Origin of the sequence: Phycicoccus sp. HDW14 (genome assembly GCF_011383005.1) — a bacterium.
GTDB lineage: Bacteria > Actinomycetota > Actinomycetes > Actinomycetales > Dermatophilaceae > Phycicoccus.
Genome location: NZ_CP049935.1, coordinates 3,454,820 through 3,481,730 on the forward strand (window position 1 = coordinate 3,454,820; position 26,911 = coordinate 3,481,730).

Consider the following 26,911-nt stretch of genomic DNA (forward strand, 5'->3'; position numbering starts at 1 on the left):
CGCTCGGTCAGCCGACGGGGCGGTCGACGCGGTGCTGTTCGGTGGCCGCGTCGGGCCCGACCGCGTGGGGCACGACCTCGTCGGGCACGACCTCGCCGGGCACGACCTCGGTGCCGGACCCGTCGTCGCCCGGCACGAGGTCGTCGGGCGCCGGCCCGGCGCGGGACCCGGCGACGTCGGCGTGCCGCGGGGCCGGCCGGCGTAGCACGAGCACGAGCACCGTGACCGCTCCCGCGACGAGCACGACGACGAGCAGGACGAGCCCGAGGCCGAGCGGCAGCGCCCATCCGGCCCGGTCGCGGGCGTCGTCGGCCAGCGTCGTGGCCCGCGCGACGTTCCCGCCGGCCAGGGCGGTCACGGCGCCGTCGGCCCGCTCGCGCACACCGAGCAGCCCGGCGCCGAGGTCGGTGAGCGGGTCGTGGTCGGCGCTCGCGGTGCGCCGCGCGGCCCCGACGTCGGTGATCGCGGACGCGGCGAGGGGCAGGCTGGTCGCGAGGTCGGCGTAGTCGTCGTCGAGCGAGGCCTCCTCGTAGGACTCGCGGACCGCCTTCGGCACGGGCAGGCCGGTGGCCCGGGCGGCCTCCTGCACCGCGGCGGCCTTCGCGCCGAGCGGGGCGACGGCGTCGCGCACGCGGGTCGCGCGGTCGAAGTCCCAGACGGTCATCGCGTCGCGCAGGCCCTCGGGCGGGACCCACGCCCCGTCGGCGCGGTCGAGCGCGGCGTAGGCCTTGCGGGCGGCGGCGCGGGGCACGAGCTTCTTGGCCTGGGCCGGGGTGAGCACCCACTCCGAGAACACCTTCGGGGCGTTCGTGACGCGGCCGCGGCTCTCGACGAGGTCGAGCCAGTCGGTCCACGAGGTGCGCCCGCCGCTCGGGGTGACGAGACCCGCGGGGTCGTAGGCCCGCTCGCCCCGCACACCGGCGCCGACGACGGCCGCGAAGGTCTTGTCGTCGAGCTTCCCGAGGAGCTCGGTCATCACCCGGTAGGAGGCGGGGTAGGCGTAGGAGTCGACGTCGGCGGTGCGGCTGCCGGCATCGCCCTCCCAGGAGTTGAGGGGCACCGCCCCGTCCGCGGAGCGGGAGACCTTGGAGTGCGGACGCGGCGTGCCGCCGGTGGCCTCGACCGCCCGCTCGGCGATGGACTGCGCGAGCCCCTCGTAGAGCCAGCGGCCCTCGAAGCTCTCGCCGGACACCCAGGCGTGCGACAGCTCGTGGAAGATCAGGTCGTCGTCGAGCTGCTCGCCGACGACGATCTCGTCACCCGTCGGGTCGAACCAGCCGTCGTAGCCGCGCAGCGACGGCGAGGCGTCCTCGCGGATGCGCTGGAGGCCGCCCGGCCACGGGTTGCCGACGAGCCGCTCGAGCTGGGGGAGCCCGGCGGTGACCTTCCCGGCGACGAACGAGGACCACTTCTCGTCGTCGGGGAAGGACTCGAGGGTCAGCGAGAGGTCGCCGACGTCGACCGTGCGCTCCTTGGCCCGCTTCGGGTCCCGGAACGACACCGCCGCCCAGAGCCCACCCTCGAAGGTGTTCTCGGTGGCGGTGTACGTGGTGGTGTCGCCGTCCCCCGCGGGCGTGAACCCGTCGACGGTGCTCGTGAAGGACATCGCCGACGGCGCGACGACCTGCACGGTGTTGTGCCCCTCGTCGCCGGGGCCGTACGCGACGAAGGTGGCGTAGCCGGGCCCGACGCGCGTGTTGTTGTCCGAGCGGGGCGGGGCGCCGGGGATGTCGAAGGTCAGGACGATGCGGCGCTTCTGGTGGTAGCGCAGGTCGGGGAAGGTGATCCGCGCCAGCTGGGTGCTCGGGTCGTCGCTCCCCGAGAGCGACACCGGCAGCTCACCGCCCCCGCTGACCGCCGTGACCTTCTCGATGCCGGCCGGCACGGGGATCGTGTAGGCGTCGAAGTAGTAGGTGTAGACCCCGCCGTCGGCCTGCTTGTCCGGGCTGACGTTCTCGAGGTCGACGGTCATCCGGGTGTGGACGACCTCGGCCTTCGTGTCGAGGACGTAGCGGCTCGTCGCGCTCGCCGACAGGCCCTCGGCGGCGGCCGCGACCGGGGCGCCGAGCAGCGCGGCGGAGGCCGCGAGCGCACTGACGAGGGCGACGCCGGCGGCGCGCAGGACCATCCTCGCCATGCGGTCCCTCCGGGTCGGTGCGCCCACCGGTGGGGGCGTTCGACCGATGCTAGGCAGAAAGTCCGGGAAATCTCAGGACTACCCGGGAGTTCGGACGCGCGGCGGCGTCCGGAAAGGGCGACGAGGGACATTCTCGCGCATTGTCCGGGTTTCCTCCCCCCTCCGCCGGGAGGGTCAGCTGGCCTTCTTCTCGGCCTTCTTGCCCGTCGACTTCTTGGCCGTGGTCTTCGTGGCGGCGGCCTTCTTCGTGGCGGGGGCCTTCTTCGCCGCCGCCTTCTTCGCCGTCTTCTTCGCCGGGGCCGGCGCCTCCCCGCGGGAGGCCTTGGCCTTCTCGACCGAGCGGGACAGGGCCGCGAGCAGGTCGACGACCTCGCCGGACTCCTCCTCCTCGGGCGCGGCCACCCGCACCTCGCCGCCCTCGACCTTGGCCCGCACCAGCTCCTTGACGGCCAGGGCGTAGTCGTCCTCGTACTCGTCGGGCTCGTAGTCGCCGGCCAGCTGGTCGATGAGCATGCGCGCCATGTCCATCTCCTGCCGGCTGGCCTTCTGGTCCTCGGTGACCGCGGCGAAGTCGGCGGCCCGGATCTCGTCGGGCCAGAGCATCGTCTGCATGACGATGACGCCGTCGCGCACGCGCAGCACGGCCATCGTCGTCCGGGTGCGGATCGCGACGGTGACGATGGCCATCCGCTTCTCGGTCTCGAGGGCGTCGCGCAGCAGCACGTACGGCTTGGTGGCGGACTTGTCGGGCTCGAGGTAGTAGCTCTTGTCGAGCCACATGGGGTCGATCTGGTCGGCGGGGACGAACTTCGTCACGCCGATCTCCTTGGACGAGGTGCTCGGCAGGTCGGCGAAGTCGTCGTCGGTGAGCACGACCATGTCGCCGTCCTCGGTCTCGTAGCCCTTGGCGATGTCGTCGTAGCTCACCTCCTCGCCGTCGATCGAGCAGGTGCGCTTGTACTTGATGCGCCCGCCGTCCTCGCGGTGCACCTGACGGAACTGCACGTCGTGGTTCTCGGTGGCGGAGTACAGGCGCACGGGCACGTTGACCAGCCCGAAGGAGACCGCACCCTTCCAGATCGCTCGCATCGTCCCAGCGTAGGCGGGTCGCGGGCCGCTGGGGAGGGGTCGGGTCGCCCGGCCTCAGGCGCCGATGACGACGACGGCCTCGACGAGCGGACCGAGCGGGTCGGGCAGGGCGTCGGGGTCGAGCCGGTCGGCGAGCCGCGCCGCCAGCCGGACCTTGCGCCCGGACCCCGACCCGGCGAAGCGGTGCAACTGCTCGGCGACCGGCCGTCCGCGCCAGTGCGGCATCTGGGCGAGGGACTCGAACGCGCCGAGCTCGGACATCCCCGCGAGGGCGTCGAGGACGGCGTCCGGGCCGAGGGAGCGGATGAGGACGTCCTCGAGGTCGCGGTCGCAGACGAGCACGCCGTGCCAGCCGAGCTCCTCGACCGTCTCGGCCCGCACCCCGTGCCGGCGCAGCGCCCCGACCGCGAACCGCACCTCCGGGGCGTCGACGAGCGCGAGCACGCCGGGGCCCGGCCCGCCGAGGGCGTCGAGGTGCGCGGCGAGGTTGGTGACCCCACCCATCGGCACGACCTCGGCGGGCGCACCCCGGCGGGCGAGCAGGGCGCGCACGAGCACCGCGTCGCTCTCGCCCTCGACGAGCACGACCGGCCCGCCGGTGCCCATGGCCTCCATGTCCGTGACCGTAGCCCGAGCGGGCGGGCAGGATGGGCCCATGCGCCCGATGCTCGCGACCGCCGCGGAGGCCCCGCCGCGCGGCGACGCCTGGGTGCACGAGGTGAAGTGGGACGGGATGCGCGTGCTCGTCGACGTGCGCGGCGGTTCGGTGACGGTCTCGTCGCGGACCGAGCGCGACGTCACCCCGGCCTTCCCCGAGCTCGACGGCCTCGCCGACACCTACGACGACCTGCTGCTCGACGGCGAGGTCGTCGCGATGGACGACGGCCGCCCCAGCTTCCACGCCCTCGCCGAGCGGATGCACGTCACGAAGCGGCGCCAGGCCGAGAAGCTCGTGGCGTCGCGGCCGGTCACCCTCATGGTCTTCGACCTGCTGCGCCTCTTCGGCCAGGACCTCACCCGCCAGCCGTGGAGCGTGCGCCGGAAGCTCCTCGAGGAGCTCGAGCTCGACGGCCGCTCGTGGCACGTCCCCGAGGTCCACGACGACGGCGAGCTGCTGCTGCGGGTCACCGGCGAGCAGGGGCTCGAGGGCGTGGTCAGCAAGCGCCGCTCGGCGACCTACCTGCCGGGCCGGCGCTCGGCGGACTGGCGCAAGGTGGCTCACCGGCGCACCTACTCGGTCGTCGTCGGGGGTTGGCGGCCGGAGGTCGGGTCGGGCGCGTCGTCCGCCGACCGGCTCGGGGCGGTGCTCGTCGGGCTGCCCGACGACGACGGCGGCTGGCGCTACGCGGGCCGGGTGGGCTCGGGGCTGGCCGGGTCCGCCGGGGCGGCGCTGCTGCGGCGGCTGCGGTCCGCCGAGTGCGACACCTCCCCGTTCTCCGACGAGGTGCCGCGCATCGACGCGTCGGGCACGACGTGGGTGCAGCCGCGGCTGGTCGTCGAGGTGCGCACGCTGATGCTCACCGCCGACCACCGGCTGCGCCAGCCGACCTACCTCGGCGTCCGGCACGACCTGACGCCCGAGGAGCTGCGGGAGGTGGAGGAGGGTGGCTGAGCGGTACGTGCCGTCGGTGACGCGGGTCGAGGTGGCCGGGCGCCGGTTGAAGCTGACCAGCCTCGAGAAGGTGATGTACCCCGCCACCGAGACGACCAAGGGCGAGGTGCTCGACTACTACGCGCGCATCGCCGAGGTGATGCTGCCGCACCTCGCCGACCGGCCGGTCACGCGGGTGCGCTGGCCGCACGGCGTCGAGGACCAGATGTTCTTCGAGAAGAACCTGCCGTCCGGGGCGCCGTCGTGGCTGCCGCGGGTGCCCATCGACGACGTCACCTACCCGCTCGTGGCCGGGGTCGCCGAGATCGCCTACCTCGTCAACCTCAACTCCCTCGAGCTGCACGTCCCGCAGTGGACGGTCGACGCGGACGGCGTGCGGCAGAACCCGAACCGGCTGGTGATCGACCTCGACCCGGGCAAGCCGGCGGGGCTGCACGAGTGCGCCCAGGTCGCCCTGGTCCTGCGGGCTCGGCTCGAGCGGCTGGGGCTCGAGCTGTACCCGGTCACCTCGGGCAGCAAGGGGATGCAGCTGTACGCGGGGCTCGGCGGCGACCTGTCCTCCGACGAGGTCCGTGAGCTGGCGATGCAGCTGGCCCAGGAGATGACGAAGAAGCACCCGGACCTCGTGCTCTGGAAGATGACCAAGTCGCTGCGCCCGGGGAAGGTCTTCCTCGACTGGAGCCAGAACGTCGCCGCGAAGACGACCATCAGCCCGTACTCCATGCGCGGGCGCGAGCTGCCCCACGTCGCGGCGCCGCGCACCTGGGACGAGGTGGAACGCGGTGCGCAGGAGCCGGACTCGCTGCAGCAGCTGATGTTCGACGAGGTGCTCGAGCGCGTCGAGCGCGACGGCGACCTCCTCGCCGACCTCCCCTGACCCCCGGCTCCCGCCCGACTTGTTGCCCAGAACCCACCGGGACGGGCGCGAGAACGCGCTCCCGAGGTGGGTTCTGGGCAATCAGTGGGTCATCGAGGCTACACAGCGAGCGCACAGCGGGGGCATTCGCGGGCGGCGCAGCGTGGGGCCATGACCAGGACCCGCACCCCGAACCCTCGTCCCTCCGGCCGGCGCGTCCTCGGGGCGCTCACCTCGGCCGCCGCCGTCGCGCTCGTCGGCACCGCAGCCCTCCCACCGGCCGCGGCGGCCGCAGCGGGGGTGCTCGACCCGCACCCCCGGGTCCTCCGGGCGGCGCCCGACCTGGCGGCCCTCCCGTCGGAGGCCAACACGCGGGCGGTCACCTACCGCTGGGACGGCACCCGGTTCGTCCGCGCAGACCTCGCCTGACCCCCGCCCCCACCACCCACTCCGTGCGACGTGAGGGCGGTTGTGACCCCCGAGACGTGCGTCGAACCGCCCGCACCCCGCACGAGGTCGGGGTCAGGGGGTGCGCAGGCGGGGGCAGCCGGCGCACTCGACGCACCCGGGCAGGGCGTAGATGAGGCAGCACGACTGCCGCGGAAGGGTTCCCGGCCGCACGACACCGGCCGCGCCCTCGGCCTCCCGCCGGGCCGCGGCCCACATGTCGTCGACCAGCGCCGAGCGGACGTGCGGCCCGAGCCGCACCGAGGACGGGTACGCCTGGGCCAGCGGCGCGGCGACCGCGCGGTAGTCGTCCTCGGCGGCGTCGAGCCGGGCGCCGAGGTCGCCGTCGTCGGCGACCAGCCCGACGAGCCGCACGACGTCGGGCACGAGCGCGCCGCCGAGGGAGAACGTGAGGTCGGGCAGCAGGGCCCGCCACGGACCGGCGGCCGCTGCGTGCGCCGCCGTGTGCGCGGGCACCTGGAGCAGCCACTGCAGGACGAAGACGGCCGCGACGGCCGGCGGGGCGACGCCGTCGTACCAGCGGGCGTGCAGCACCCCGAGGCCGCGTTGCCACCCCTCGACCTGCGCGCCGTCGAGCCGCCGGGGCAGCGGAGGGCCCTCGGCGGTGAAGCGCAGCCACGCGTGCCGCCGGGACATGCGAACAGCGGCGGCACCCGGGTCGGGTGCCGCCGCCGTGCTCGTGGAGCCGGGGTGGGTCAGGAGTTGGCCTTCTCGTAGGCCTCCTGGACCTCCGTGGAGATCCGCCCGCGCTCGCTGATGTCGTAGCCGTTGGAGCGGGCCCACTCGCGGATCGCACTGACGTCGCGGCGGGCCCCCTTGCCCGACGACCCTGCCGACCGACCGCTGGAGCGGCGTCCGCCGGTGCGCTCGGCGTGGCCGATCCACACGGCGAGCGAGTCGCGGAGCTTGGCGGCGTTGGCGCTCGTGAGGTCGATCTCGTAGCTGACGCCGTCGAGCGAGAACGTCACCGTCTCGTCGGCGGGCGACTCCTTGTCGACGTCGTCGACGAGCAGGACCTGGACCTTCTTGGCCATCTGTGTTTCCTTCGGAGGTGGATGATTTCCGGGACGGCACCGAGCCTGCCCCATGACGGTTATACCCTCGGTATAGTAATCGTAAAGCAAAGGTAAAGACTGCGCATTCGCAGAAAACTCAGGGACGATTGCCGTCCGTCGCGCCGGCGTCCCCGGGGGTTTCCGTGATGTCGTCGGCCGGTGCATTTCCGGCGGCACCCGCGCCCGCATCGGCCGCTGACCTGCGACGATCCTCGTCGGCCTCGAACTTGCTCTGCGCCAACCGTTCCCGGCGGTCGCCCTCGATCATCCGGGTGATGATCACGTAGAAGAACGCCGCGACGACGATGGTCGGCACGATGGCCACGAGGTAGGGGACGAGCGAATCCATCGGCTCAGGCCTCCGGCTTGAGATGGGGGAAGAGGATGGTCTCGCGGATGGAGGCTCCGGTGAAGAGCATGACGAGCCGGTCGATTCCCAGACCGAGCCCGCCCATCGGCGGTGCACCGTATTCGAGGGCCCGCAGAAAGTCCTCGTCGAGCTGCATCGCCTCGGGGTCGCCGCCGGCCGCACGCAGCGACTGCGCGGTGAGCACCTCGCGCTGGACGACGGGGTCGACGAGCTCGGAGAACCCGGTGCCGCGCTCGACCCCGGCGATGATCAGGTCCCAGGCCTCGATGAGCCCCGGCGCGCTGCGGTGGGGCCGGGCCAGCGGCTGGGCGATGGCCGGGTAGTCGCAGAGGAACGTCGGCTGGAGCAGCTGCGGCTCGACGAGCTCGCCGAGCAGCTCGAGGAAGACCTTGTCCTTCTCGAGCCCCGGGTCGACCTCGACCCCGTGCCGCTCGGCGTACCCGAGGAGGGTCTCGCGCGGGGTGTCGATCGTGACGGTCTCGCCGACGACCTCGCTCACCGCGTCGTACACCGGCAGCCAGCGCCATTCGCCGTCGAGGTCGACCGTGCCGGCCGGGGTCTCGACCTGCCGCGAGCCGAGCTCGTCGGCGACGCCGAGGTACAGGTCGCGCATCAGCGCCCCGATGGAGGTCTGGTCGCCCCAGGCCTGGTAGGCCTCGAGCATCGTGAACTCCGGTGAGTGCGTGGCGTCGACGCCCTCGTTGCGGAAGATCCGGCCCATCTCGTAGACCCGGTCGACCCCGCCGACGACGGCCTTCTTGAGGTTCAGCTCGAGGGCGATGCGCAGGACCATCTCGTGGTCGAAAGCGTTCATGTGCGTCCGGAACGGCCGGGCCGCGGCGCCACCGTGGACGAGCTGGATGACGGGGGTCTCGACCTCGACGTACCCCTGCCCGTCGAGCACCGAGCGCACGGCGCGCAGGGCCGCGGCCTTGGTGCGCACCATGTCGCGGGCCTCCTGGCGCACGACGAGGTCGGCGTAGCGCTGGCGCACCCGCGACTCCTCGGACAGCTCCTTGTGCAGCACCGGCAGCGGCCGCAGCGCCTTGCTCGCCATCCCCCAGCGCGTGGCCATCACCGAGAGCTCACCCCGGCGTGAGGAGATGACCCGGCCCTCGACCCACACGTGGTCGCCGAGGTCGACGTCGGCCTTCCAGGCGGCCAGCGCCTCCTCGCCCACCTCGGCGAGGCTGAGCATCACCTGGAGGCGGGTACCGGCGCCCTCCTGGAGCGTGGCGAAGGCGAGCTTGCCGGTGTTCCGGACGAAGACGGCGCGGCCGGCGACCGCGACGACGTCGTCGGTCTCGGCACCGGTCTCGAGGTGCCCCCACCGCTCGCGGACCTCCTCGAGGGAGTGCGTGCGCGGGACGGCGACGGGGTAGGCCTCGCCGCCGGCCCCGATGAGGCGGTCGCGCTTCTCGCGACGGACCCGCATCTGCTCGGGCAGGTCGACCTCGGGGACGGCGGGGGTGGCGTTCTCGGTCACGGTGCTCAAGCGTACGGGGGCCCGCCGGAGCGCCGGACCGGCGGCCGGGACGTGGTCGCGTGCGCTGACCAGCGGCGCGTCCGGGGTCGAGCCCTCCCCGGCGCTCGCGGTGGGGACCGACGGATGGCCGGGTGACGCACGTCGTACGCCTGGGGCATCCGCCGAACGGCTGAGAAGTGCTCTGCGGGAGGCGAGCCGGGCCAGTCCCCACCATCGTCAGGGGCGCGGGCGAGGCCTACCTGCACCCCCCACCCTCTCGACGGTGACCGGTTCACGACGGGCCGGACAAAGTTGTCACTCCGTGCCGCCCAGGAGAACCATGCGTCGGGACTCGTTCCCGAGCCCGTCCGCGCCCGCGCGCCCGTCCCGCATCCTGCGTCCCGTCCTGGCAGGCGTCCTCGCCGCCGGAGCCGGGTTGGGAGGCATACAAGCCACATCGAGGACAGCAACGGCACGACGGACACCGCCTGCTCACCGTGCTCGTCCAGCCCGGACCGACGGCGACGCCGGACCGTGCGACGACGCCGCAGAATGTGCCGGTCACGCTGTCCCCGCTGGGCAACGACACCCCGGGCAACGCCACCGACGGCTCGGACGGGTCGTGGGACGTCACCTCGGTGACCTCGGTCCGGCTGCTGCCGGACGGGCTGCCCCGCGGCAGCACGGTCTCGGCGGACGGCAAGACGGCGACGGTCCCGGGCCAGGGCACCTTCACCGTCGGCGCCGACGGCGTGGTGACCTTCACCCCGGAGGCGGGCTTCACCGGCACCGTGGCCCCCATCGGCTACTCGGTGGCGGACGCGAACGGCACGACGGTCGAGGCGACCGTCCGGGTCGTGGTCGGCCCGGCCGGTGTCGTCGCGCCGAACAAGGTCGCCGCGAAGCCGGGTACGCCCGTCACGGTCGACGTGCTCGCCAACGACACCCCGCCCACGGGCGAGGAGTGGGTGCCGAGCTCGGTCTGCCTCGTGCCGCACGGCACCTGCCTCAAGGAGTACACCGAGGACGGGGTCGGGACCTGGGTGGTCAACCCCGACGGGACGATCACCTTCACGCCCGCCGACGGCTACAGCGGCACGGCGACGATCGCCTACTCGGTGACCGACACGGCCGGCAACGTCTACACGACGACGCTGACCATCACGGTGCCGCCGGGCTCGCTCGCGCAGACCGGTGCCGAGCTGGCGCCGTTCCTGCTCACCGGGTTCGGGGCGCTGTTCGCCGGTGTGCTGCTCGTCGGCGTGGCCCGTCGTCGCCGCCGCGTGGTGGTCGAGGGCGCCTGACGGATCCTGTCGGTCCTGCTCGCTACGGTCCTCCCGTGGCGAGCAGGCGGCAGGCGTGGGAGGAGGGGCTGCCGGCCCGGCGGCTCGAGCGGGTCCAGCATATCGAGCTGCCCGAGCCCGGCACCTGGCCGCGCACCGTCCCGGCCGTCGAGCAGGTCCTCACCCACGGCCTCGACCTCGCCCGCTGCACGGTGCTCGTCGGCGAGAACGGCTCGGGCAAGTCGACCCTCGTCGAGGCCCTGGCCATGGCCGCGGGGATGAACGCCGAGGGCGGGTCCACCGGTGCCCAGCACCGCACGCACGCCAGCGAGTCACCGCTGCACGAGTGGGTCCGGGTGGTCCGCGACCCCGGGGCGCCGCGCTGGGGCTACTTCGTGCGCGCCGAGACGATGCACGGCCTCTTCACCTACCTCGACACCTCCCGGTCGGAGTCGCCGTGGAGCCGCGACCCGCTCTTCCACACGCTGTCGCACGGAGAGTCGTTCGTCGCGCTCCTCGGTACGAAGCGGTTCCGGGGTGAGGGGCTGTTCGTGCTCGACGAGCCCGAGGCCGGGTTGTCGTTCTCCGCGCAGCTGCACCTCGTCGCCGAGCTCACCGAGATGGCCCGGCGGCCGCGTACCCAGGTCGTCATCGCCACCCACTCACCGGTGCTGGCGGCCATCCCCGGGGCGAGGCTCCTCGAGCTCGGCGAGCACGGCGTCCGGCGCAGCACGTGGGAGGACCTCGACGTCGTCGCCCACCACCGCGGCTTCCTCGAGCACCCCCGCCGCTACCTGCGGCACGTCGTCGACGACCTCGACGACCTCTGACGCCCGGAGGCGACCCTCACCGCTCGGCGAGCGTCATCTCGAGGGAGTAGGCGTCGGCGTCGTAGCAGTGGTTCGCGTGCTCGATCGGCTCGCCGTGCGGCCCGAAGGCCGTGCGGGTCATCGTCAGCACGGGACGGGTGCCCTGCAGCCCGAGCCGGCGGCGCTCCTCGGGTGTCGGCATCCGGGCCCCGATGGCCTGCCGGGCGACGACGGGGACGGCGCCCCGGGCCCGCAGCGCGGCGTACAGGCCGGTCGACTCCAGCTCCTCGGACGTCAGGTCGGACAGGTTCGGGGGCAGCCAGTTGTGCAGGACGGCCAGCGGTCGCCCGTCAACGACCCGCAGCCGGACCACGCCGAGCAGCGGTGTGTCGGAGGGCAGCTCGAGGGCGGTGGCGGCTGCGAGGTCGGTCGTGACCCCGAGCGAGAGCACCGTGGTCCCCGGTGTCCGGCCCGAGCGCACGAGGTCGTCGTGCAGGCTGGACAGCTCGGCCTGCCGGTGGACCCGCGCCGGCGCGACGGTGGTGCCGATGCCGCGGCGCCGGACGAGCAGGCCGCGGTCGACGAGGTCCTGCATCGCGCGCCGCACGGTGGGGCGGGACAGGCCGATCCGGGCCGCGAGGTCGACCTCGTTCTCGACGGAGTCGCCGGGGGCGAGGGTCCCGGAGCGGACGGCGTCCCCGAGCTGCTCGGCCAGCTGGTGCCAGAGCGGGATCGGGGAGGTGCGGTCGATGCGCACGTCCAACCGTCGGGCCACCATGGTCGGGACTGTACAGCGGGTCCCGGGCCGTGTCAGTATGTCCTGACAAAGGAGGTCACATGCGGATCGGTCTCGCCGGTGCCGGGAGGATCGGCGCCTTCCACGCCCGGACCCTCGCCGGGCTCGACGGCGTGGAGCACCTCGTCGTCGCCGACGCGGACGCCGCCCGGGCCACCGCCGTCGCCGACTCGCTCCCCGCGGCCACCGCGACCTCCGTCGACCAGCTGCTCGACGCCGACCTCGACGCCCTCGTCGTCGCGACCTCGACCCCCGGCCACGCGCCCCTCGTGCGGGCCGCCGTCGCCGCCGGGGTCCCCGCCTTCGTCGAGAAGCCGGTGGCGGCCACGCTCGAGGAGACCGTCGACGTCGTCCGGCTCGTCGAGGCCGCCGAGGTCCCCGTGCACGTCGGCTTCCAGCGTCGCTTCGACACGGGCTACCGGCGGGCTCGCGAGGCCGTGGCCTCCGGCGAGCTCGGGTTCGTCCACCTCCTGCGCGCCACCACCTCGGACCGGCGTCCGCCGCACGCCGACTACCTCCCCACCTCGGGCGGCATCTTCCGCGACTGCGCCGTGCACGACGCCGACGTCGTCCGCTTCGTCACCGGCCGGGAGGTCGTGCGGGTGCAGGCCGTCGGCGGGGCCAAGGGCGAGCCGTTCTTCGCCGCCGCCGGTGACGTCGCCACGGCCGCCGCGCTGCTGACCCTCGACGACGGCACCGTCGCGGTCCTCACGACCACGCGCCACTCCGGCCAGGGGCACGACGTGCGCCTCGAGGTCGTCGGGTCCGAGGGGTCGGTGGCGGTGGGGCTGGACCACTCCCTGGCCCTGCGCAGCGTCGAGGACGACGTCGACTTCCCCCGCGGGCCCGTCCACGACGCGTTCATGGACCGCTTCGAGCCGGCCTACCGCACCGAGCTCGCCGCCTTCCTCGACGTCGCGCGCGGCGCCACCCCGAGCCCCTGCACGGTCCGCGACGCCCTCGAGGCGTTCCGGGTCGTCGAGGCCTGCACCATCGCCCTCACCGAGGGGCGACCCGTCGCCCTGTCCGAGATCCCCACCACCTGAAGGACCCTGATGAGCACCGCCGTACCCGTCCGCCAGCGCATCGCCGGGGCCCCCATCTCCTGGGGCGTCTGCGAGGTGCCCGGCTGGGGCCACCAGATGTCCCCCGACGACGTCCTCGCCCAGATGCACGCGGTCGGCCTGTCCGCCACCGAGTTCGGGCCCGACGGCTTCCTGCCCGACAGCCCGGAGGGGAAGGTCTCGACGCTCGAGGGCGCCCACCTGCGCGCCGTCGGCCAGTTCGTGCCGGTCGTGCTCCACGACCCGCAGGTCGACCCGCTCCCGGTCGTCGAGGAGGCGATGGAGGGCCTCGTCGCGGCGCGGGCCGGGGTCGTCGTCATCGCGGCGGCCACCGGCGCCGAGGGGTACGACGAGCGGCCCGTGCTCGACGACGACCACTGGCGCACCCTTCTGGCCAACCTCGACCGGATCAGCGACGCCGCGGCCGCCGTCGGCCTGCTCGCCGCCCTCCACCCGCACGTCGGCACGATCGTCGAGAGCGGCACCGAGACCGAGCGCGTCCTCGCGGGCAGCCGGGTCGCGCTGTGCCTCGACACCGGCCACCTCCTCATCGGCGGCGGCGACCCGGTGGCGGTGGCGGCCGAGCACCCGGAGCGCATCGGGCACGTGCACCTCAAGGACGTCCGCCTCGACCTCGCCCGCCGGGTGCAGCTCGGCGAGCTGACCTACACCGACGCCGTCGCGCAGGGGATGTACGTGCCGCTCGGCGCGGGTGACGTCGACGTCGCCGCCATCATCGGGTCGCTCGAGGGCGCCGGGTACACGGGCTGGTACGTGCTCGAGCAGGACACCATCCTCGACGCCGACCCCGCGACGACCGGCCTCGACCCGGCCGCCGACGTCCGGGCCTCGGTGGCCCACGTCGTCGCCGTCGCCGACGGGCTCGGGGTGGCCTCGTGAGCGCCCCGGACCTGGTCGCGATGGGCCGCACGGGCGTCGACGTCTACCCGCTCCAGCACGGCGTGGGGCTCGAGGACGTCGACACCTTCCAGAAGTTCCTCGGCGGCAGCGCCACGAACGTGGCGGTCGCCGCGGCCCGCCACGGCCACCACGCGGTGCTCGTCACCAAGGTCGCCGACGACGCCTTCGGCCGGTACGTCCGGCGCGAGGCCGAGCGGCTCGGGGTCGACCCCTCCGCGATCGCCGTCACCGACGGCGACGGCCCGCCGACCCCCGTCACCTTCTGCGAGGTCCACCCGCCCGACCACTTCCCGCTGTCGTTCTACCGCTGGCCCACGGCCCCTGACCTCCTGCTCACCGCCGACGACCTGCCGCTCGAGGCGGTGCGCACGGCCGGGGTGTTCTGGGCCACCGTCACCGGTCTGTGCCAGGAGCCGAGCCGCGCCACGCACCACGCCGCCTGGGCGGTCCGCGCCCGGGCCCGCCACACGGTGCTCGACCTCGACTGGCGCCCGATGTTCTGGTCCGACCCCGCCGAGGCCACCGCCGAGGTCGGCCGGGCCCTCGAGCAGGTCACCGTCGCCGTCGGCAACCGCGAGGAGTGCGAGGTCGCCGTCGGCGAGACCGACCCCCACCGGGCGGCCGACGCGCTGCTCGAGCGCGGCGTCGAGCTGGCCGTCGTCAAGCAGGGTCCGCGCGGCGTGCTCGCGGCCACCGCCGACGAGCGGGTCGAGGTCGCGCCGTTCCCCGTCGACGTCGTCAACGGGCTCGGGGCCGGTGACGCGTTCGGCGGCGCCCTCGTCCACGGCCTGCTCGAGGGCTGGGACCTCGAGCCGATGGTCCGCTTCGCCAACGTCGCCGGGGCCATCGTCGCCGGCCGGCTCGAGTGCTCCACCGCGATGCCGACGACCGCCGAGGTCGAGGCCGCGCTCGCCGGGGCGGGGAGGTGACCGCCGTGGCCGACCCGTCCGTCACCGCCGCCGACCTCGCACGGCTCACCGAGTGGCGGGCGCGCGAGCCGCAGCGCATCGCCCGCGCCTGGGACGAGCGCCGGCTGCGCCCGCTCCTGCCCGACGACGGCCGGCTGCTGCTCGTCGCCGCCGACCACCCGGCTCGTGGCGCCCTCGGCGTCGGGGCCGACCCGATGGCGATGGCCAGCCGCTCCGAGCTGCTCGGGCGGCTCGTGACGGCCCTCGCGCGCCCCGGCGTCGACGGCGTGCTCGGCACCCCGGACATCCTCGAGGACCTCCTGCTCCTCGGCGCCCTCGAGGACAAGGTGGTCATCGGGTCGATGAACCGCGGTGGGCTGCAGGGGTCCTCGTGGGAGCTCGACGACCGGTTCACCGCCTACACCGCCGACGCCGTGCAGCGCCTCGGTCTCGACGGCGGCAAGATGCTCACCCGCATCGCCCTCGACGACGCCGGCTCGGTGCGCACCCTCGAGGCGTGTGCGCAGGCGGTCACCGACCTCGCCGAGCGCGGGCTGATGGCGATGGTCGAGCCGTTCTGGTCGGTCGTCGACGACGGCCGGGTCCGCAACCTGCTCGACGCCGACTCGATGGTCCGCGCGGTCCACGTCGCCTCCGGCCTGGGGCCACCAGCGCGCACACGTGGATGAAGCTGCCGGTCGTCGACGGCCTCGAGCGGGTCATGGACGCCACGACGCTGCCGACCCTCCTGCTCGGGGGCGACCCCGCGGGCGCGCCGGCCGAGACCTACGCCTCCTGGGGCCGGGCCCTGGACCTGCCGTCCGTCCGCGGCCTCGTCGTCGGAAGGGCGCTGCTCTACCCGCGCGAGGGTGACGTCGCATCCGCGGTGGACGTCGCCGCCGACCTCGTCCACGGTGGGGTGTCATGACGACCACCGGCTGGGGCAGGGACAACGAGCAGTACGTGCGGCCGTGGGGCACCGCGGTCGACGGCGCCTTCCAGGCCGCCGTCACGCCGGGTGCCTCCCTCCCGGTGCCCGGCTGGGCGCACACCACCCTGCGGGTCGCGGCCGTCGAGGTCGACGCGGTGGTCGCGCACGACAGCGGCGACGAGGAGACGCTCGTCGTCCCCCTCGCGGGCTCGTGGCGGGTCGAGGTGACGGCGGCGGACGGGTCCACCCACACCGCCGACCTCGTCGGCCGGGCCTCGGTCTTCGACGGGCCCACCGACGTCGTCTACGCCGGGCGCGGGTCGGTCCTGCGCGTCGTCAACACCACCGGCGGCCCGGCCCGGGTCGCCCTGTGCGGCGCCCCGGCCTCGAAGGCCGAGCAGCCGAAGCCGTTCCGGCACATCACTGCCGCCGAGGTCCCCGTCGAGCTGCGGGGCGCCGGCCGCGCCAGCCGCGAGGTCCGCAACATGGGGCTGCCCGACGTCCTCGACGCCGACTCCTTCCTCGTCTGCGAGGTCGTCACGCCGGCGGGCAACTGGTCGAGCTGGCCCCCGCACAAGCACGACGAGGAGCGCCCCGGCGAGGAGACCGAGCTCGAGGAGATCTACTACGTCGAGACCCGCTCCACCGACCCGCGCGGCACCGACCCCGTCGGCTACCTGCGCGTCTACGGGTCGAGCGAGGAGCGCCCGCTCGACGTCGTCGCCGAGGTGCGCACCGGCGACGTCGTCCTCGTCCCGCACGGCTGGCACGGCCCGGCCGTCGCCGCCCCCGACGCCGACCTCTACTACCTCAACGTCATGGCCGGCCCGGGGTCCGAGCGCGCTTGGCGGATCTGCGACGACCCCGCCCACGCCTGGGTCCGGGAGTCCTGGCCCGACGAGCCCGTCGACCCGCGACTGCCCCTGGGAGGCACCCGATGACCCCGCCCGAGACCGTCCGGCTCACCGTCGCCCAGGCGGTCGTGCGCTTCCTCGCGCAGCAGTGGACCGAGCGCGACGGCGAGCGGCAGCGGCTGTTCGCCGGGTGCCTCGGCATCTTCGGGCACGGCAACGTCGCGGGCATCGGGCAGGCCCTGCTCGAGGACGAGGTCCGGGCGGCGGAGGCCGGCGACGAGCCGGGCCTGCGCTACGTCCTCGGCCGCAACGAGCAGGCGATGGTCCACACCGCCGTCGGCCACGCCAAGCACCGCGACCGGCTCTCGACGTGGGCGGTCACCGCCTCGGTCGGGCCGGGCTCGACGAACATGCTCACGGGCGCGGCGCTGGCCACCATCAACCGCCTCCCCGTCCTCCTCCTGCCGTCGGGCACCTTCGCCACCCGGGTCAGCGCTCCCGTGCTCCAGGAGCTCGAGCTGCCCCACGCCGCCGACGTGTCGGTCAACGACGCCTTCCGGCCGCTGTCCCGCTTCTACGACCAGGTCGACCGGCCCGAGCAGCTGCCGGCCGCCCTCCTCGGCGCCTGCCGCGTGCTCACCGACCCGGCCGAGACCGGCGCCGCGACCATCTCCCTCCCGCAGGACGTCCAGGCCGAGGCCTTCGACTGGCCGGTCGAGCTCTTCGCCGAGCGAGTGTGGCACGTGGCGCGCCCGCCGGCCGAGCCGTCGCGGCTGGGCGACGTCGCCGACGCCGTCCGGGCGTCCGAGCGCCCGCTGGTCGTCGCCGGCGGAGGCGTCCACTACTCCGGCGCCGAGGCGGCGCTCGCGGCGTTCGCCGAGGCCACCGGCATCCCGGTCGCCGAGACCCAGGCCGGGAAGGGCTCTCTGCCGCACGGCCACCCTCAGCTCGTCGGGGCGGTCGGCTCGACCGGGACGACGGCGGCCAACGCCCTCGCGGCCGAGGCCGACCTCGTCATCGGCATCGGCACGCGCTGGTCCGACTTCGCGACCGCGTCCCGGACCGCGTTCCGCGAGAACGGGGTCCGCTTCGCCAGCCTCAACGTCGCCTCCTTCGACGCCGGCAAGCACAGCGGGCTGGCCCTCGTCGCCGACGCCCGCTCCGGCCTCGACGCGCTGACCGAGGCCCTCGACGGATGGCACGTCGGCACCGCTCACGCCGAGCGCACCGCCGACCTCTGGCAGCAGTGGGACGCCCGGGTCGAGGCCACCTACGACCCGCCCGCCGAGGTCACCGACGCGCTCGCCGAGGGCCTGCTCACCCAGGGCCAGGTGCTCGGGGTCGTCAACGAGCACACCGACCCGCGCGACGTCGTCCTCTGTGCCGCCGGCTCGATGCCCGGCGACCTGCACAAGCTGTGGCGGGTGCGCGACCGGAAGGGGTACCACGTCGAGTACGGGTACTCGTGCATGGGCTACGAGATCCCCGGCGCCCTCGGCGTCGCGCTGGCCGACGACACCCGCGACGTGTTCGCGATGGTCGGCGACGGCGGCTACCTCATGATGCCGACCGAGCTCGTCGTCGCCGTCCAGGAGCGGGTCAAGCTCGTCGTCGTCCTCGTCCAGAACCACGGCTTCCACTCGATCGGCTCGCTCTCCGAGGGTCTCGGCTCGCAGCGCTTCGGCACGAGCTACGAGTACCGCGGGGGTGACGGGCGGCTCGACGGCGGCCACCTGCCCGTCGACCTGGCCGCCAACGCCCGCAGCCTCGGTGCCCACGTCGTCGAGGTGCACTCGCGCGACGAGCTCGTCGCCGCGGTGGCCGACGCCCGGGCCTGGCCGCGCGACGGCGGGCCGTTCGTCATCCACGTCGAGACCGACCCGCGCGTCCACTCGCCCTCGAGCGACTCGTGGTGGGACGTCCCGGTCGCGCAGACCTCGACGCTCGAGTCCACCCGCGCCGCGTCCGACGCCTACCGGGCGGCCAAGGCCGACCAGCGCCCCCACCTCGCACCCACCACCCCGAAGGAGACCACCCGGTGAGCCACCCCACCGTGCGCGTCGGCGCCGTCGGCGTCGGCCTCATGGGCACCGACCACGCCGAGCGGCTGGCCACCCGGGTCGCCGGCGCCTCGCTCGTCGCCGTCAGCGACCCCGACACCGCGCGGGCCGGCGCGCTCGCGGACCGGCTCGGCGTGCGCGCGGTCGACGACCCGCTCGAGCTCGTCGCCTCCCCGGACGTCGACGCCGTCGTCATCGCCTCGCCCGGGTTCGTCCACGAGGAGCAGGTCCTCGCCTGCCTCGCCGCGGGCACCCCGGTGCTCTGCGAGAAGCCGCTGACGATGGACGACGCGTCGTCCCTGCGGCTCGTCGAGGCCGAGGCGGCGCTCGGGCGCCGACTCGTCACCGTCGGGTTCATGCGCCGCTTCGACCCCGAGTACGCGCAGGCCAGGGCGGCGCTGGCCGGTGGTGCGCACGGCCGGCTGCTCGTCCTGCACAACGTGCACCGCAACCGGTCGGTCCCCAACGCGGACTTCCGCTCGGAGATGATCGTGCGCGACAGCCTCGTCCACGAGGTCGACTCCTCGCGCTTCCTCTTCGACGACGAGGTCGTCGAGGTCACCGTCCTGGCGCCGGCCCCGACGTCGCACGCCGCCGAGGGGGTGCTCGACCCGCAGGTCGCGCTCTTCCGGATGGCCGGCGGCGGCCTCGTCACCAGCGAGGTCTTCGTCAACAGCCAGGTCGGCTACGAGGTGCGCTTCGAGGCGGTGGCCGAGCGCGGGACCCTGACCGCCGGGCTGCACACCACCGGCCTGCTGACCACCGGGGTCGGGAGCGACGCCGGGCGCTGGGGCGGCCCGGTGCCGGACGACTACCGCGTCCGGTTCGCCCGGGCCTACGACGCCGAGGTGCAGGCCTGGGTCGACGGCATCCGGTCCGGAACCGGCGCGGTCGGTGCCTCGGCCTGGGACGGCTACGCGGCCACCGCCGTCAGCACCGCCGGGATGGCCTCGCTGGCCTCCGGCACGCCCGTCGCCGTCGACCTCGCCGACCGCCCACCGCTGTACGCCGCGACCGCTGATCCCGTCGCCGGTCCGTGAACCGACCACGGACTCCACACGGCCCGGCCGACCTGACACACTGAATCCACCACCCGCACGGACAAGGACCGATACCCGTGAGCACGACCCCCACCCGCATCACCCACCTCCTCGCCGGCGCCCCGTGGGAGGGCACCGCCGAGCGCACCAGCCCCGTCTTCAACCCGGCGACCGGTGAGCAGACCGGGGTCCTCGACCTCGCATCGACCGAGCTCGTCGGCGAGGTGGTCGCCACGGCCAAGGCGGCGTGGGCGCAGGAGTGGGGCAACGTCTCGCTCACCAAGCGCACCCAGGTGCTCTTCAAGTTCCGCCAGCTCCTCGACGAGCGCAAGGAGGAGATCGCGGCGCTCATCACCGCCGAGCACGGCAAGGTCCTCTCCGACGCCGTCGGTGAGGTGACCCGCGGCCTCGAGGTCGCCGAGTTCGCCTGCGGCATCCCGCACCTCATGAAGGGCGGCTTCACCGAGAACGCCTCGACCAAGGTCGACGTGTACTCCATCCGGCAGAGCCTCGGTGTCGTCGCGGTCATCAGCCCGTTCAACTTCCCGGCCATGGTGCCGCTGTGGTTCGTGCCGGTGGCCATCGCGTGCGGCAACGCCGTCGTCATCAAGCCCTCCGAGAAGGACCCGTCGGCCGTCAACGCCGTCGCCGCCCTCTGGAAGGAGGCCGGCCTGCCCGACGGCGTGCTCAACGTCGTGCACGGCGACAAGGAGGCCGTCGACGCGCTGCTGACCCACCCCGACGTCAAGGCCGTCTCCTTCGTCGGCTCGACGCCCATCGCGAAGTACGTCTACGAGACCGGGACCGCCCACGGCAAGCGCGTGCAAGCCCTCGGCGGTGCGAAGAACCACATGCTCGTGCTGCCCGACGCCGACCTCGACCTCGCCGCCGACGCCGCCGTCAACGCGGGCTTCGGCTCGGCCGGCGAGCGCTGCATGGCCATCTCGGCCCTGCTGGCCGTCGACACCATCGCCGACGACCTCGTGCAGAAGATCCAGGACCGGGTCGGCAAGCTCGTCACCGGCGACGGCACCCGCGGCTGCGACATGGGCCCGCTCGTCACCGCGCAGCACCGCGACAAGGTCACGTCCTACCTCGACGCCGGCACCGAGGCGGGCGCGACGCTCGTCATCGACGGCCGCGAGGGCGACGTCGACGCCGACGGGGAGGGGTACTTCCTCAAGCCGACGCTCTTCGACCACGTCACGCCCGAGATGTCGGTCTACACCGACGAGATCTTCGGCCCGGTGCTCTCGGTGGTGCGCGTGAAGACCTACGACGAGGGCCTGGAGCTCATCAACTCCAACCCGTACGGCAACGGCACCGCGATCTTCACCAACGACGGCGGGGCCGCCCGGCGCTTCCAGAACGAGGTCGAGGTCGGGATGGTCGGGGTCAACGTGCCGATCCCCGTGCCGATGGCCTACTACTCGTTCGGCGGCTGGAAGAACAGCCTCTTCGGCGACACCCACGCCCACGGCATGGAGGGCGTGCACTTCTTCACCCGGGGCAAGGTCGTCACCTCGCGCTGGCTCGACCCGAGCCACGGCGGCATCGAGCTGGGCTTCCCCCAGAACGCCTGAGCGGCCCGGGCGTCACGCATCGTTGTGGGTTCGTGACGCCCGGGATGCGGTCCCGATGTGGTCGTGACGGGGTTTCTGGCTCATCATGGGTCGGTGTGCCGGACGGGACGGCGCCGCAGGTCAGGAAGGTGGACCGGTTCCATGGGGTCACGCAGGAAGGCGCTGGTCGGCGCTGCCGTCGCGGTGCCGCTGGCGCTCACGGGGGTTGGCACGGCCTACGCGTCGCACTACTCGGACCTCGCGCTGCCGGGCAGTGCCGTCGGCGGGACGTCGGTCGCGGGCCTGACGCGCGACGAGGTCGCCGCCTCGGTGCGCCAGCGGGCCGAGGCCCTCACGGTCACCGTCCACAACGGCTCGTCCACCCGGTCGGCGCACCTGCGTGACCTCGGGTACGCGGTCGACGTCGACGCCACCGTCGAGGCGGTCTTCGCCGCCAACCGCAGCTGGTCGAGGTACGCCACCTCCCTCGTCTCGGTCCACGACGTCGACGCCGTCGTCACCACCGACGCCGCCGCCGTGGCCGCCGCCGTCGACACCCTCGTCGAGGAGGCCGGCGAGTCCGGGCGCGACGCCACGGTCGCCCTGGCGAAGAACCGGAAGTCCTTCGTGGTCACGCCCGCCGTCGCCGGTCGCACCGTCGACCCCGCCAGCCTCCAGGACGTCGTGGCCGAGGCGGCCCGCGACCTCGTGCCCGCCGAGGCCGAGGTCGCCTTCGTCGCCGGCACGCCGGACGTCACGACGGCGGCCGCGCAGGCCTTCGCCGACGCCGCCAACGCGGTCGTCAAGGCGCCCGTCGTGCTCGACACGGGCGAGAAGAAGTACTCGGCCAAGGCCGTCACCAAGGCCGCCTGGGTGACGCTCCCCGCGGCCGGCACTCCCCTGGGCAGGCCCGTCGTCGACCGCGCGAAGGTCAAGGCGTGGGTCGACGGGGTCGCCGAGAAGGCCGAGCGCGACCCGCACAAGGGCCTGCGCTACCTCGACAGCTCGGGCAAGGTCCGCAAGGTCGCCAGCGAGAAGGTCGACGGCCGCACGGTGAAGAACGGCGACGCCCTCGTCGGCGCCACCGTCGCGGCCCTGGCGTCGGGCACGAAGTACTCCGGGACGCTGGCCTACTCGACGACCAAGGCCACCTGGGAGGAGCGACGGATCGCTCCGGGTGCCGAGAACCTCGCCTACCCGGCGGGCGTCGGCGAGAAGTGGATCGACGTCAACCTCAGCCGGCACACGATGACGGCCTACGTCGGCGCCGACGTCGTCTACGGCCCGGTCGCGATGGTCAACGGCTCGGCGCAGAAGCCGACCGTCACCGGCACGTTCTCCGTGTACTACAAGAACCCGCTGATGACGATGCGCGGCAGCAACGCCGACGGCACGAACTACGAGACGCCCGACGTCCCGTGGTCCTCGTTCTTCCACCGCGGGTTCGCCCTGCACGGTGCGCCGTGGCGCAAGACCTTCGGCTACTCGGCCTCGCACGGCTGCGTCAACCTCCCGGTGCCGGTCGCCAAGTGGGTCTACGACTTCGCGACCATCGGCACGTCGGTCACCAGCCACTACTGACCGGGCCGCCTCAGCCGAGCAGGAGGGCGGCGGCGGCGACGGCCGAGGCGAGGAGCACGGCGACGTCGAACCCGCGCTGGCTGATCCGCCGCACCGTCGCGTACCCGAGCACGCCGCCGAGGAGCACGAGCGGGGCGAGCAGCCCGGCGCGGCCCGCGTCGCGCCAGTGCAGCAGCCCGAGGCCGACCGAGAACGGCACCTTGACGAGGTTGACGATGAGGAAGAACCACGCGTTGGTGCCGACGAACCGGCGCTTGTCGATGCCCGAGGCCGAGAGGTAGAGCGTCATCACGGCGCCGGCGGCGTTGGCCGTCATCGTCGCGAAGCCCGCCGCCGTGCCCGCGGCCCACGACGCCGCCCGCCGCTCGTGCACCGTGGAGGCCTCCTCACCCGAGCGCCACTTCACCCACAGCTGGAGCAGCACGAGGGCCAGCAGGATGCCGCCGATGCTGCGCCGCAGGACGGTGTCGTCGACGAGGCCGAGGAAGACCGAGCCGAGGACCAGGCCGGGCAGGACGGCCGGGAGGAGCCGCCGGACGATGGCCCAGTCGGCGTCGCGCCGGTAGTGCCACACCGCGACGAGGTCGCCGACGATGAGCACCGCGAGGATGGCCCCGGTCGACTGCCGGGCGGGCAGGACCGAGGCGAAGATCGCCACCGACACGACGGCGAGCCCGCCGAGCGCGGTCTTGGAGTAGCCGATGACGAGCGCCGCGACGCCCATCGACAGCGCCGCGAGAGCGGTGCCGCCGAGCAGCTCCACTCCGCCTCCGATCGCCCGACCCCGTCAGGCTCGACGATAGCCGGGACGGACGCGGCTCAGCGGGTGCCGAAGTCCTGGGTCCAGTAGATCCAGTACGTGCCGGAGCCCTTCGAGACACCGACGCCGACGGCCTTGTTCTTGCAGTTGAGGATGTTCTTGCGGTGGCCGGTGCTCTTCATCCAGGCGTCGACGACGGCCTTGGCGGTGCGCTGGCCGGCGGCGATGTTCTCGGCCGAGCCGTAGGGGTACTTCTGCGCCTTGATCCGGTCCCAGGGGCTGCGGCCGTCCTTGGAGGTGTGGCTGAAGTAGTTCTTCGTCCGCATGTCGACGCTGTGCAGGACCGCGGCGTTGCGCAGGGCGGTGCTCGTGCGCAGCGGGGCGCAGCCGACCTTCTTGCGCTGGGCGTTGACGAGGGTGATGACGTCCTTCTGCATCTGGCTGTTCGTCGCGGCGCTCGCGGGCTCGGCGGCGACGAAGCCGACCGGGGCCAGCAACGCGGTGCAGGCGAGGGCGCGCAGGGCGGTGGAGCGCAGGGTGGGGTGGGTCACGGCGGTACCTCGGGGTCGGGGGCAGGGGGTCCGGGGCGCGGCCACGGTAACCCGTCGGGGTGGGGTCGCGCACACCCGTCGGGCCCGGCACGGACCGAACGGGGGATGCCGACCGCCCCGGCCGTGCGGGGCCGGGGGCGGTCGGTGCGGGGCGCGGGGGCCGTCAGTAGCGGCGGCCGAGCTTCTTCTTGCGCCAGGCCTTGGTCAGCTCGAGCTTGACGATGTCGCGGCGCCGACGGCCCTCGACCTTGTTCGGCAGCGAGAGCTGGACGACCTTCCAGTACACCGACGCGGCCTGCTTGCCGAGCGACCCGGTGACGTAGGGCAGGTCGTTGCGCTCCATGAGGTCGCGGATGCGGGGGCGATCTCGGCGTACCGGTTGCTCGGCATGTCCGGGAAGAGGTGGTGCTCGATCTGGTGGCTGAGGTTGCCGCTCATCACGTGCATCGCCTTCGACCCCGAGATGTTGCCGGAGCCGAGCATCTGGCGCAGGTACCACTCGCCACGGGTCTCGCCGTCGATCGAGGTCTTCTCGAAGGTCGCGATCCCGGGCGGGAAGTGTCCGCAGATGATGACCGTGTTGGTCCACACGTTGCGCACGAGGTTGGCGACGACGTTGGCCGTCAGCGTCGTGCGGGCCGAGCCGGTGGCCGCCGAGAGCGCCGGGTGGACGAGGTAGTCCTTCGTCGCCTGGCGCTTGATCTTCTGGACGACCTCGTCGCGGTCGGCGCGGAACTTCGCCTTGTCCTCCTCGCTCATCCGGTTCTTCTTCGCGAGGTAGCCGCCGAGCTCGAGGTCGTAGGCCGCGATGGAGTACTCGAAGAGCAGGGCGTTGCCGACGTGCCAGATCGGCTGGAAGAGGTAGAAGGGGCTCCACTTCTGGTCCTCGTCGACGCGCAGGATCCCGTAGCCGAGGTCGTTGTCGCGCCCGAGCACGTTGGTGAAGGTGTGGTGGATCTCGTTGTGGCTGTGCTTCCACTGCGAGGCCGGCGAGGCGTTGTCCCACTCCCACGCGGTCGAGTGGATCTTCGGGTCACGCATCCAGTCCCACTGGCCGTGCATGACGTTGTGGCCGATCTCCATGTTCTCGAGGATCTTGGCCACCGACAGGCCGGCCGTGCCGATCCACCAGGCCGGGCGAAAGCCCTTGACCTTGACGTTGCTGAAGAGCAGGGCTGCGCGAGAACCCATCTCGAGGTATCGCTGGACCTTGATGACCTTGCGGATGTAAGCCGCGTCGGCCGCGCCACGGCTGTCCATGACCTCCTTGCGGAGGGCGTCGAGCTCGACGCCGATGGCCTCGATCTGGTCGGGGGTCAGGTGCGCCGCGGGGTTGGGCCGGCCCGACTTCTTGAGGGCCGGGCGCTGCGGGCGCGGGGTGTCGCTCTGGACGCGCAGGCGGGGGTTGATGCCCTGGGGCTTGGTCGAGCCGTGGCTCGGGGTGCGCTCGGGTGCGAGGGTCATGAGGGGTCCTTCCGTGAGGTGTGCGGGAGGGCGGTCGGTGGTCAGAGGTCGAGCTCGCAGGAGCCCGCGACGGCGTTGACGCAGGTCTGGACGGGCAGTGGCTCGTCGGACTCGTGCACGGTGACCTCGCCGGTGCGCAGGTCACGGATCGCGCCGGAGCGCAGGGGCACGACGCAGCCGAAGCAGATGCCCATCCGGCACCCGCTCGGCATGAGGACGCCGGCGTCCTCGCCGGCGTCGAGGATGGCGGTCGAGCCGTCGGCCTCGACGACCCGGCTGCTCTTGGCGAAGGTGACGGTGCCGCCCTCGCCGGGCTCGACGACGCTGGGCCGGAAGCGCTCGACGTGGAGGCGCTCGGGCAGGCCGGCGTCGGCCCAGTGCTGCTCGGCGGCGTCGAGCAGGGCGGTCGGGCCGCAGAGCCAGGTCTCGCGCTCGCGCCAGTCGGGGACGAGGGCGTCGAGGCGGGCGAGGTCGAGGACCCCGTGCACGTCGTCGAGGTTGAGGCTGAGGGCGAGGCGCCCGGCGTCGTGGTGGCCGGCGAGCTCGGTGGCGAAGATGACGTCGCGCTCGCTCGGGGCGCAGTGCACGTGGGCGACGTCGTCGAGCTCGCCGAGGTGGTTGCGCAGCATCCCCATGACCGGCGTGATGCCGCTGCCGGCGGTGAGGAAGAGGACCTTGGCCGGGGCCGGGGTGGGGAGGGTGAAGTCGCCGGTGGCCTGGTCGAGCATCACGAGGGTGCCGGGGGCGGCGTGCCGCACGAGGTGGGTGGAGACCCGGCCCTCGGGGATCGCCTTGGTCGTGATGGCGACGCAGCCGGCCGGGATGCCCGCGGCCGCCGAGCCGTCGGCGCGGTGGGTCAGGCTGTAGGCCCGCCAGTGCCGCACGCCGTCGATGTCGACGCCGATGCGGATGTACTGGCCGGGGACGTGCCCGCGCCAGCCACGACCGGGCCGGATGACGACGGTGGCGGCGTCGGCGGTCTCGGGGCGGACCTCGACGATGCGTCCGCGCAGGTCGGCGCCGGTGCGCATCGGGTCGAGCAGGTCGAGGTAGTCGTCGGGGACGAGGGGTGTGGCGAGGGCCTCGGCCACCTTGCGCGCTCCTCGCACCAGGCCGCCGAGCGGGCCGGGGGCGTGGGCGCCGAGGCGCGGCCGGAGGGCCCCCGGGGTGGGGGTCGGTCGGTCGACGGTGGATGCGCTCACTACCCCAGCGTAACCTACGTTCGCGTAACTTACGATTCCGTAACCAAGGATTCACTCAGGGGCGCACCCGACG

At 73.6% G+C, this 26,911-nt stretch carries 24 protein-coding genes and 2 pseudogenes; 14 read left to right on the forward strand and 12 right to left on the reverse strand.

Annotated features, from left to right (window positions below; all coding sequences use genetic code 11):
• Positions 1 to 7: 7 nt before the first annotated feature.
• The 3 genes from G7075_RS17000 to G7075_RS17010 all read right to left on the reverse strand — a co-directional run bounded on the left by G7075_RS17000 (position 8) and on the right by G7075_RS17010 (position 3,841).
• Positions 8 to 2,137 carry a hypothetical protein gene (locus tag G7075_RS17000; RefSeq protein ID WP_166123592.1) on the reverse strand — a complete coding sequence of 710 codons (2,130 nt, stop codon included), beginning with the start codon at positions 2,135 to 2,137 and terminating at the stop codon, positions 8 to 10.
• 174 nt (positions 2,138 to 2,311) lie between these two features.
• Complete coding sequence (locus G7075_RS17005; RefSeq protein WP_166123594.1) at positions 2,312 to 3,226, reverse strand: Ku protein; 915 nt, start codon at positions 3,224 to 3,226, stop codon at positions 2,312 to 2,314.
• A gap of 54 nt (positions 3,227 to 3,280) precedes the next feature.
• Positions 3,281 to 3,841 carry an ATP-dependent endonuclease gene (locus G7075_RS17010; RefSeq protein ID WP_166123596.1) on the reverse strand — a complete coding sequence of 187 codons (561 nt, stop codon included), beginning with the start codon at positions 3,839 to 3,841 and terminating at the stop codon, positions 3,281 to 3,283.
• 40 nt (positions 3,842 to 3,881) lie between these two features.
• On the opposite strand from G7075_RS17010, the gene ligD (G7075_RS17015) reads away from it, so the two are divergent.
• The 3 genes from ligD (G7075_RS17015) (at position 3,882) to G7075_RS17025 (ending at position 6,123) form a co-directional block, all read left to right on the forward strand.
• Complete coding sequence (gene ligD, locus G7075_RS17015) at positions 3,882 to 4,838, forward strand: non-homologous end-joining DNA ligase (RefSeq protein WP_166123598.1); 957 nt, start codon at positions 3,882 to 3,884, stop codon at positions 4,836 to 4,838.
• Entirely contained in the window at positions 4,831 to 5,715 is an 885-nt protein-coding gene (gene ligD, locus G7075_RS17020; protein WP_166123599.1) for a non-homologous end-joining DNA ligase, read from the forward strand. Before ligD (G7075_RS17015) ends, ligD (G7075_RS17020) begins: the two co-directional genes overlap by 8 nt.
• Before the next feature lie 150 nt (positions 5,716 to 5,865).
• Positions 5,866 to 6,123: a hypothetical protein gene (locus G7075_RS17025; RefSeq protein ID WP_166123601.1), complete on the forward strand. Its 258-nt coding sequence runs from the start codon at positions 5,866 to 5,868 to the stop codon at positions 6,121 to 6,123.
• Between the two features lie 93 nt (positions 6,124 to 6,216).
• On the opposite strand, the gene G7075_RS17030 is transcribed toward G7075_RS17025, so the two are convergent.
• The 4 genes from G7075_RS17030 to lysS all read right to left on the reverse strand — a co-directional run bounded on the left by G7075_RS17030 (position 6,217) and on the right by lysS (position 9,022).
• Positions 6,217 to 6,798 (reverse strand): (2Fe-2S)-binding protein, encoded by a 582-nt coding sequence (locus tag G7075_RS17030; protein ID WP_166123603.1) that lies wholly within the window; start codon positions 6,796 to 6,798, stop codon positions 6,217 to 6,219.
• A gap of 59 nt (positions 6,799 to 6,857) precedes the next feature.
• Positions 6,858 to 7,196, reverse strand: a complete 339-nt coding sequence (locus G7075_RS17035; RefSeq protein ID WP_166123605.1) for an Lsr2 family protein — start codon at positions 7,194 to 7,196, stop codon at positions 6,858 to 6,860.
• 118 nt (positions 7,197 to 7,314) lie between these two features.
• Positions 7,315 to 7,542 carry a hypothetical protein gene (locus G7075_RS17040; protein ID WP_166117794.1) on the reverse strand — a complete coding sequence of 76 codons (228 nt, stop codon included), beginning with the start codon at positions 7,540 to 7,542 and terminating at the stop codon, positions 7,315 to 7,317.
• Between the two features lie 28 nt (positions 7,543 to 7,570).
• Positions 7,571 to 9,022 carry a lysine--tRNA ligase gene (gene lysS, locus G7075_RS17045; protein WP_166124448.1) on the reverse strand — a complete coding sequence of 484 codons (1,452 nt, stop codon included), beginning with the start codon at positions 9,020 to 9,022 and terminating at the stop codon, positions 7,571 to 7,573.
• A 527-nt stretch (positions 9,023 to 9,549) separates the two neighbouring features.
• On the opposite strand from lysS, the gene G7075_RS17050 reads away from it, so the two are divergent.
• Both G7075_RS17050 and G7075_RS17055 read left to right on the forward strand, forming a co-directional pair.
• Complete coding sequence (locus tag G7075_RS17050; protein WP_166123607.1) at positions 9,550 to 10,356, forward strand: Ig-like domain-containing protein; 807 nt, start codon at positions 9,550 to 9,552, stop codon at positions 10,354 to 10,356.
• A gap of 35 nt (positions 10,357 to 10,391) precedes the next feature.
• The gene (locus G7075_RS17055) at positions 10,392 to 11,165 is read left to right on the forward strand and encodes an AAA family ATPase (RefSeq protein WP_240917712.1); all 774 of its coding nucleotides are present in this window, start codon (positions 10,392 to 10,394) and stop codon (positions 11,163 to 11,165) included.
• Positions 11,166 to 11,181: 16 nt separating this feature from the next.
• Here the strand turns inward: G7075_RS17055 and G7075_RS17060 are convergent, their stop codons facing one another.
• Positions 11,182 to 11,922, reverse strand: a complete 741-nt coding sequence (locus G7075_RS17060) for a GntR family transcriptional regulator (RefSeq protein WP_166123609.1) — start codon at positions 11,920 to 11,922, stop codon at positions 11,182 to 11,184.
• A gap of 59 nt (positions 11,923 to 11,981) precedes the next feature.
• Here G7075_RS17060 and G7075_RS17065 point away from each other — a divergent pair, with 59 nt between their 5' ends.
• The 9 genes and pseudogenes from G7075_RS17065 (at position 11,982) to G7075_RS17105 (ending at position 22,861) form a co-directional block, all read left to right on the forward strand.
• Complete coding sequence (locus G7075_RS17065; RefSeq protein WP_166123611.1) at positions 11,982 to 12,986, forward strand: Gfo/Idh/MocA family oxidoreductase; 1,005 nt, start codon at positions 11,982 to 11,984, stop codon at positions 12,984 to 12,986.
• Between the two features lie 9 nt (positions 12,987 to 12,995).
• Positions 12,996 to 13,904 (forward strand): TIM barrel protein, encoded by a 909-nt coding sequence (locus tag G7075_RS17070; protein WP_166123613.1) that lies wholly within the window; start codon positions 12,996 to 12,998, stop codon positions 13,902 to 13,904.
• Positions 13,905 to 13,924: 20 nt separating this feature from the next.
• Positions 13,925 to 14,854, forward strand: coding sequence for a 5-dehydro-2-deoxygluconokinase (gene iolC, locus G7075_RS17075; RefSeq protein ID WP_166124450.1), 930 nt, complete (start codon positions 13,925 to 13,927; stop codon positions 14,852 to 14,854).
• Positions 14,851 to 15,761, forward strand: a pseudogene (locus G7075_RS17080) (deoxyribose-phosphate aldolase). The gene iolC and the pseudogene G7075_RS17080 overlap by 4 nt, the downstream one beginning before the upstream one ends.
• A complete protein-coding gene (gene iolB / locus G7075_RS17085; protein ID WP_166123615.1) occupies positions 15,758 to 16,705 on the forward strand; it encodes a 5-deoxy-glucuronate isomerase in 948 nt (315 codons plus the stop codon). Before G7075_RS17080 ends, iolB begins: the two are co-directional and overlap by 4 nt.
• The gene (gene iolD / locus G7075_RS17090) at positions 16,702 to 18,660 is read left to right on the forward strand and encodes a 3D-(3,5/4)-trihydroxycyclohexane-1,2-dione acylhydrolase (decyclizing) (protein ID WP_166123617.1); all 1,959 of its coding nucleotides are present in this window, start codon (positions 16,702 to 16,704) and stop codon (positions 18,658 to 18,660) included. The genes iolB and iolD overlap by 4 nt, the downstream gene beginning before the upstream one ends.
• Complete coding sequence (locus G7075_RS17095) at positions 18,657 to 19,718, forward strand: Gfo/Idh/MocA family protein (RefSeq protein WP_166123619.1); 1,062 nt, start codon at positions 18,657 to 18,659, stop codon at positions 19,716 to 19,718. Before iolD ends, G7075_RS17095 begins: the two co-directional genes overlap by 4 nt.
• A gap of 77 nt (positions 19,719 to 19,795) precedes the next feature.
• Positions 19,796 to 21,301 carry a CoA-acylating methylmalonate-semialdehyde dehydrogenase gene (locus tag G7075_RS17100; RefSeq protein ID WP_166123622.1) on the forward strand — a complete coding sequence of 502 codons (1,506 nt, stop codon included), beginning with the start codon at positions 19,796 to 19,798 and terminating at the stop codon, positions 21,299 to 21,301.
• A gap of 141 nt (positions 21,302 to 21,442) precedes the next feature.
• On the forward strand, positions 21,443 to 22,861 hold the full coding sequence (locus G7075_RS17105; RefSeq protein ID WP_166123624.1) for a L,D-transpeptidase family protein: 1,419 nt from the start codon (positions 21,443 to 21,445) through the stop codon (positions 22,859 to 22,861).
• A 10-nt stretch (positions 22,862 to 22,871) separates the two neighbouring features.
• On the opposite strand, the gene G7075_RS17110 is transcribed toward G7075_RS17105, so the two are convergent.
• The 4 genes and pseudogenes from G7075_RS17110 to G7075_RS17125 form a co-directional block, all read right to left on the reverse strand.
• On the reverse strand, positions 22,872 to 23,624 hold the full coding sequence (locus G7075_RS17110) for a sulfite exporter TauE/SafE family protein (RefSeq protein WP_240917714.1): 753 nt from the start codon (positions 23,622 to 23,624) through the stop codon (positions 22,872 to 22,874).
• Between the two features lie 56 nt (positions 23,625 to 23,680).
• Positions 23,681 to 24,172: a CAP domain-containing protein gene (locus tag G7075_RS17115; RefSeq protein ID WP_166123626.1), complete on the reverse strand. Its 492-nt coding sequence runs from the start codon at positions 24,170 to 24,172 to the stop codon at positions 23,681 to 23,683.
• Positions 24,173 to 24,335: 163 nt separating this feature from the next.
• Positions 24,336 to 25,636 (reverse strand): annotated as a pseudogene (locus G7075_RS17120) (fatty acid desaturase).
• Positions 25,637 to 25,677: 41 nt separating this feature from the next.
• A complete protein-coding gene (locus G7075_RS17125; RefSeq protein ID WP_240917715.1) occupies positions 25,678 to 26,838 on the reverse strand; it encodes a ferredoxin reductase in 1,161 nt (386 codons plus the stop codon).
• Positions 26,839 to 26,911: the final 73 nt, after the last annotated feature.

Bases quoted from the DNA above. Each gene is read 5' to 3' on its own strand.
- G7075_RS17030 (WP_166123603.1), bottom strand. From the start codon at position 6,798: ATGTCCCGGCGGCACGCGTGGCTGCGCTTCACCGCCGAGGGCCCTCCG.
- iolC (WP_166124450.1), top strand. From the start codon at position 13,925: ATGGGCCGCACGGGCGTCGACGTCTACCCGCTCCAGCACGGCGTGGGG.
- G7075_RS17010 (WP_166123596.1), bottom strand. From the start codon at position 3,841: ATGGAGGCCATGGGCACCGGCGGGCCGGTCGTGCTCGTCGAGGGCGAG.
- G7075_RS17060 (WP_166123609.1), bottom strand. From the start codon at position 11,922: ATGGTGGCCCGACGGTTGGACGTGCGCATCGACCGCACCTCCCCGATC.
- iolD (WP_166123617.1), top strand. From the start codon at position 16,702: ATGACCCCGCCCGAGACCGTCCGGCTCACCGTCGCCCAGGCGGTCGTG.
- G7075_RS17035 (WP_166123605.1), bottom strand. From the start codon at position 7,196: ATGGCCAAGAAGGTCCAGGTCCTGCTCGTCGACGACGTCGACAAGGAG.
- G7075_RS17025 (WP_166123601.1), top strand. From the start codon at position 5,866: ATGACCAGGACCCGCACCCCGAACCCTCGTCCCTCCGGCCGGCGCGTC.
- iolB (WP_166123615.1), top strand. From the start codon at position 15,758: ATGACGACCACCGGCTGGGGCAGGGACAACGAGCAGTACGTGCGGCCG.
- G7075_RS17000 (WP_166123592.1), bottom strand. From the start codon at position 2,137: ATGGCGAGGATGGTCCTGCGCGCCGCCGGCGTCGCCCTCGTCAGTGCG.
- G7075_RS17005 (WP_166123594.1), bottom strand. From the start codon at position 3,226: ATGCGAGCGATCTGGAAGGGTGCGGTCTCCTTCGGGCTGGTCAACGTG.
- G7075_RS17065 (WP_166123611.1), top strand. From the start codon at position 11,982: ATGCGGATCGGTCTCGCCGGTGCCGGGAGGATCGGCGCCTTCCACGCC.
- lysS (WP_166124448.1), bottom strand. From the start codon at position 9,022: ATGCGGGTCCGTCGCGAGAAGCGCGACCGCCTCATCGGGGCCGGCGGC.
- G7075_RS17070 (WP_166123613.1), top strand. From the start codon at position 12,996: ATGAGCACCGCCGTACCCGTCCGCCAGCGCATCGCCGGGGCCCCCATC.
- ligD (WP_166123598.1), top strand. From the start codon at position 3,882: ATGCGCCCGATGCTCGCGACCGCCGCGGAGGCCCCGCCGCGCGGCGAC.
- G7075_RS17105 (WP_166123624.1), top strand. From the start codon at position 21,443: ATGGGGTCACGCAGGAAGGCGCTGGTCGGCGCTGCCGTCGCGGTGCCG.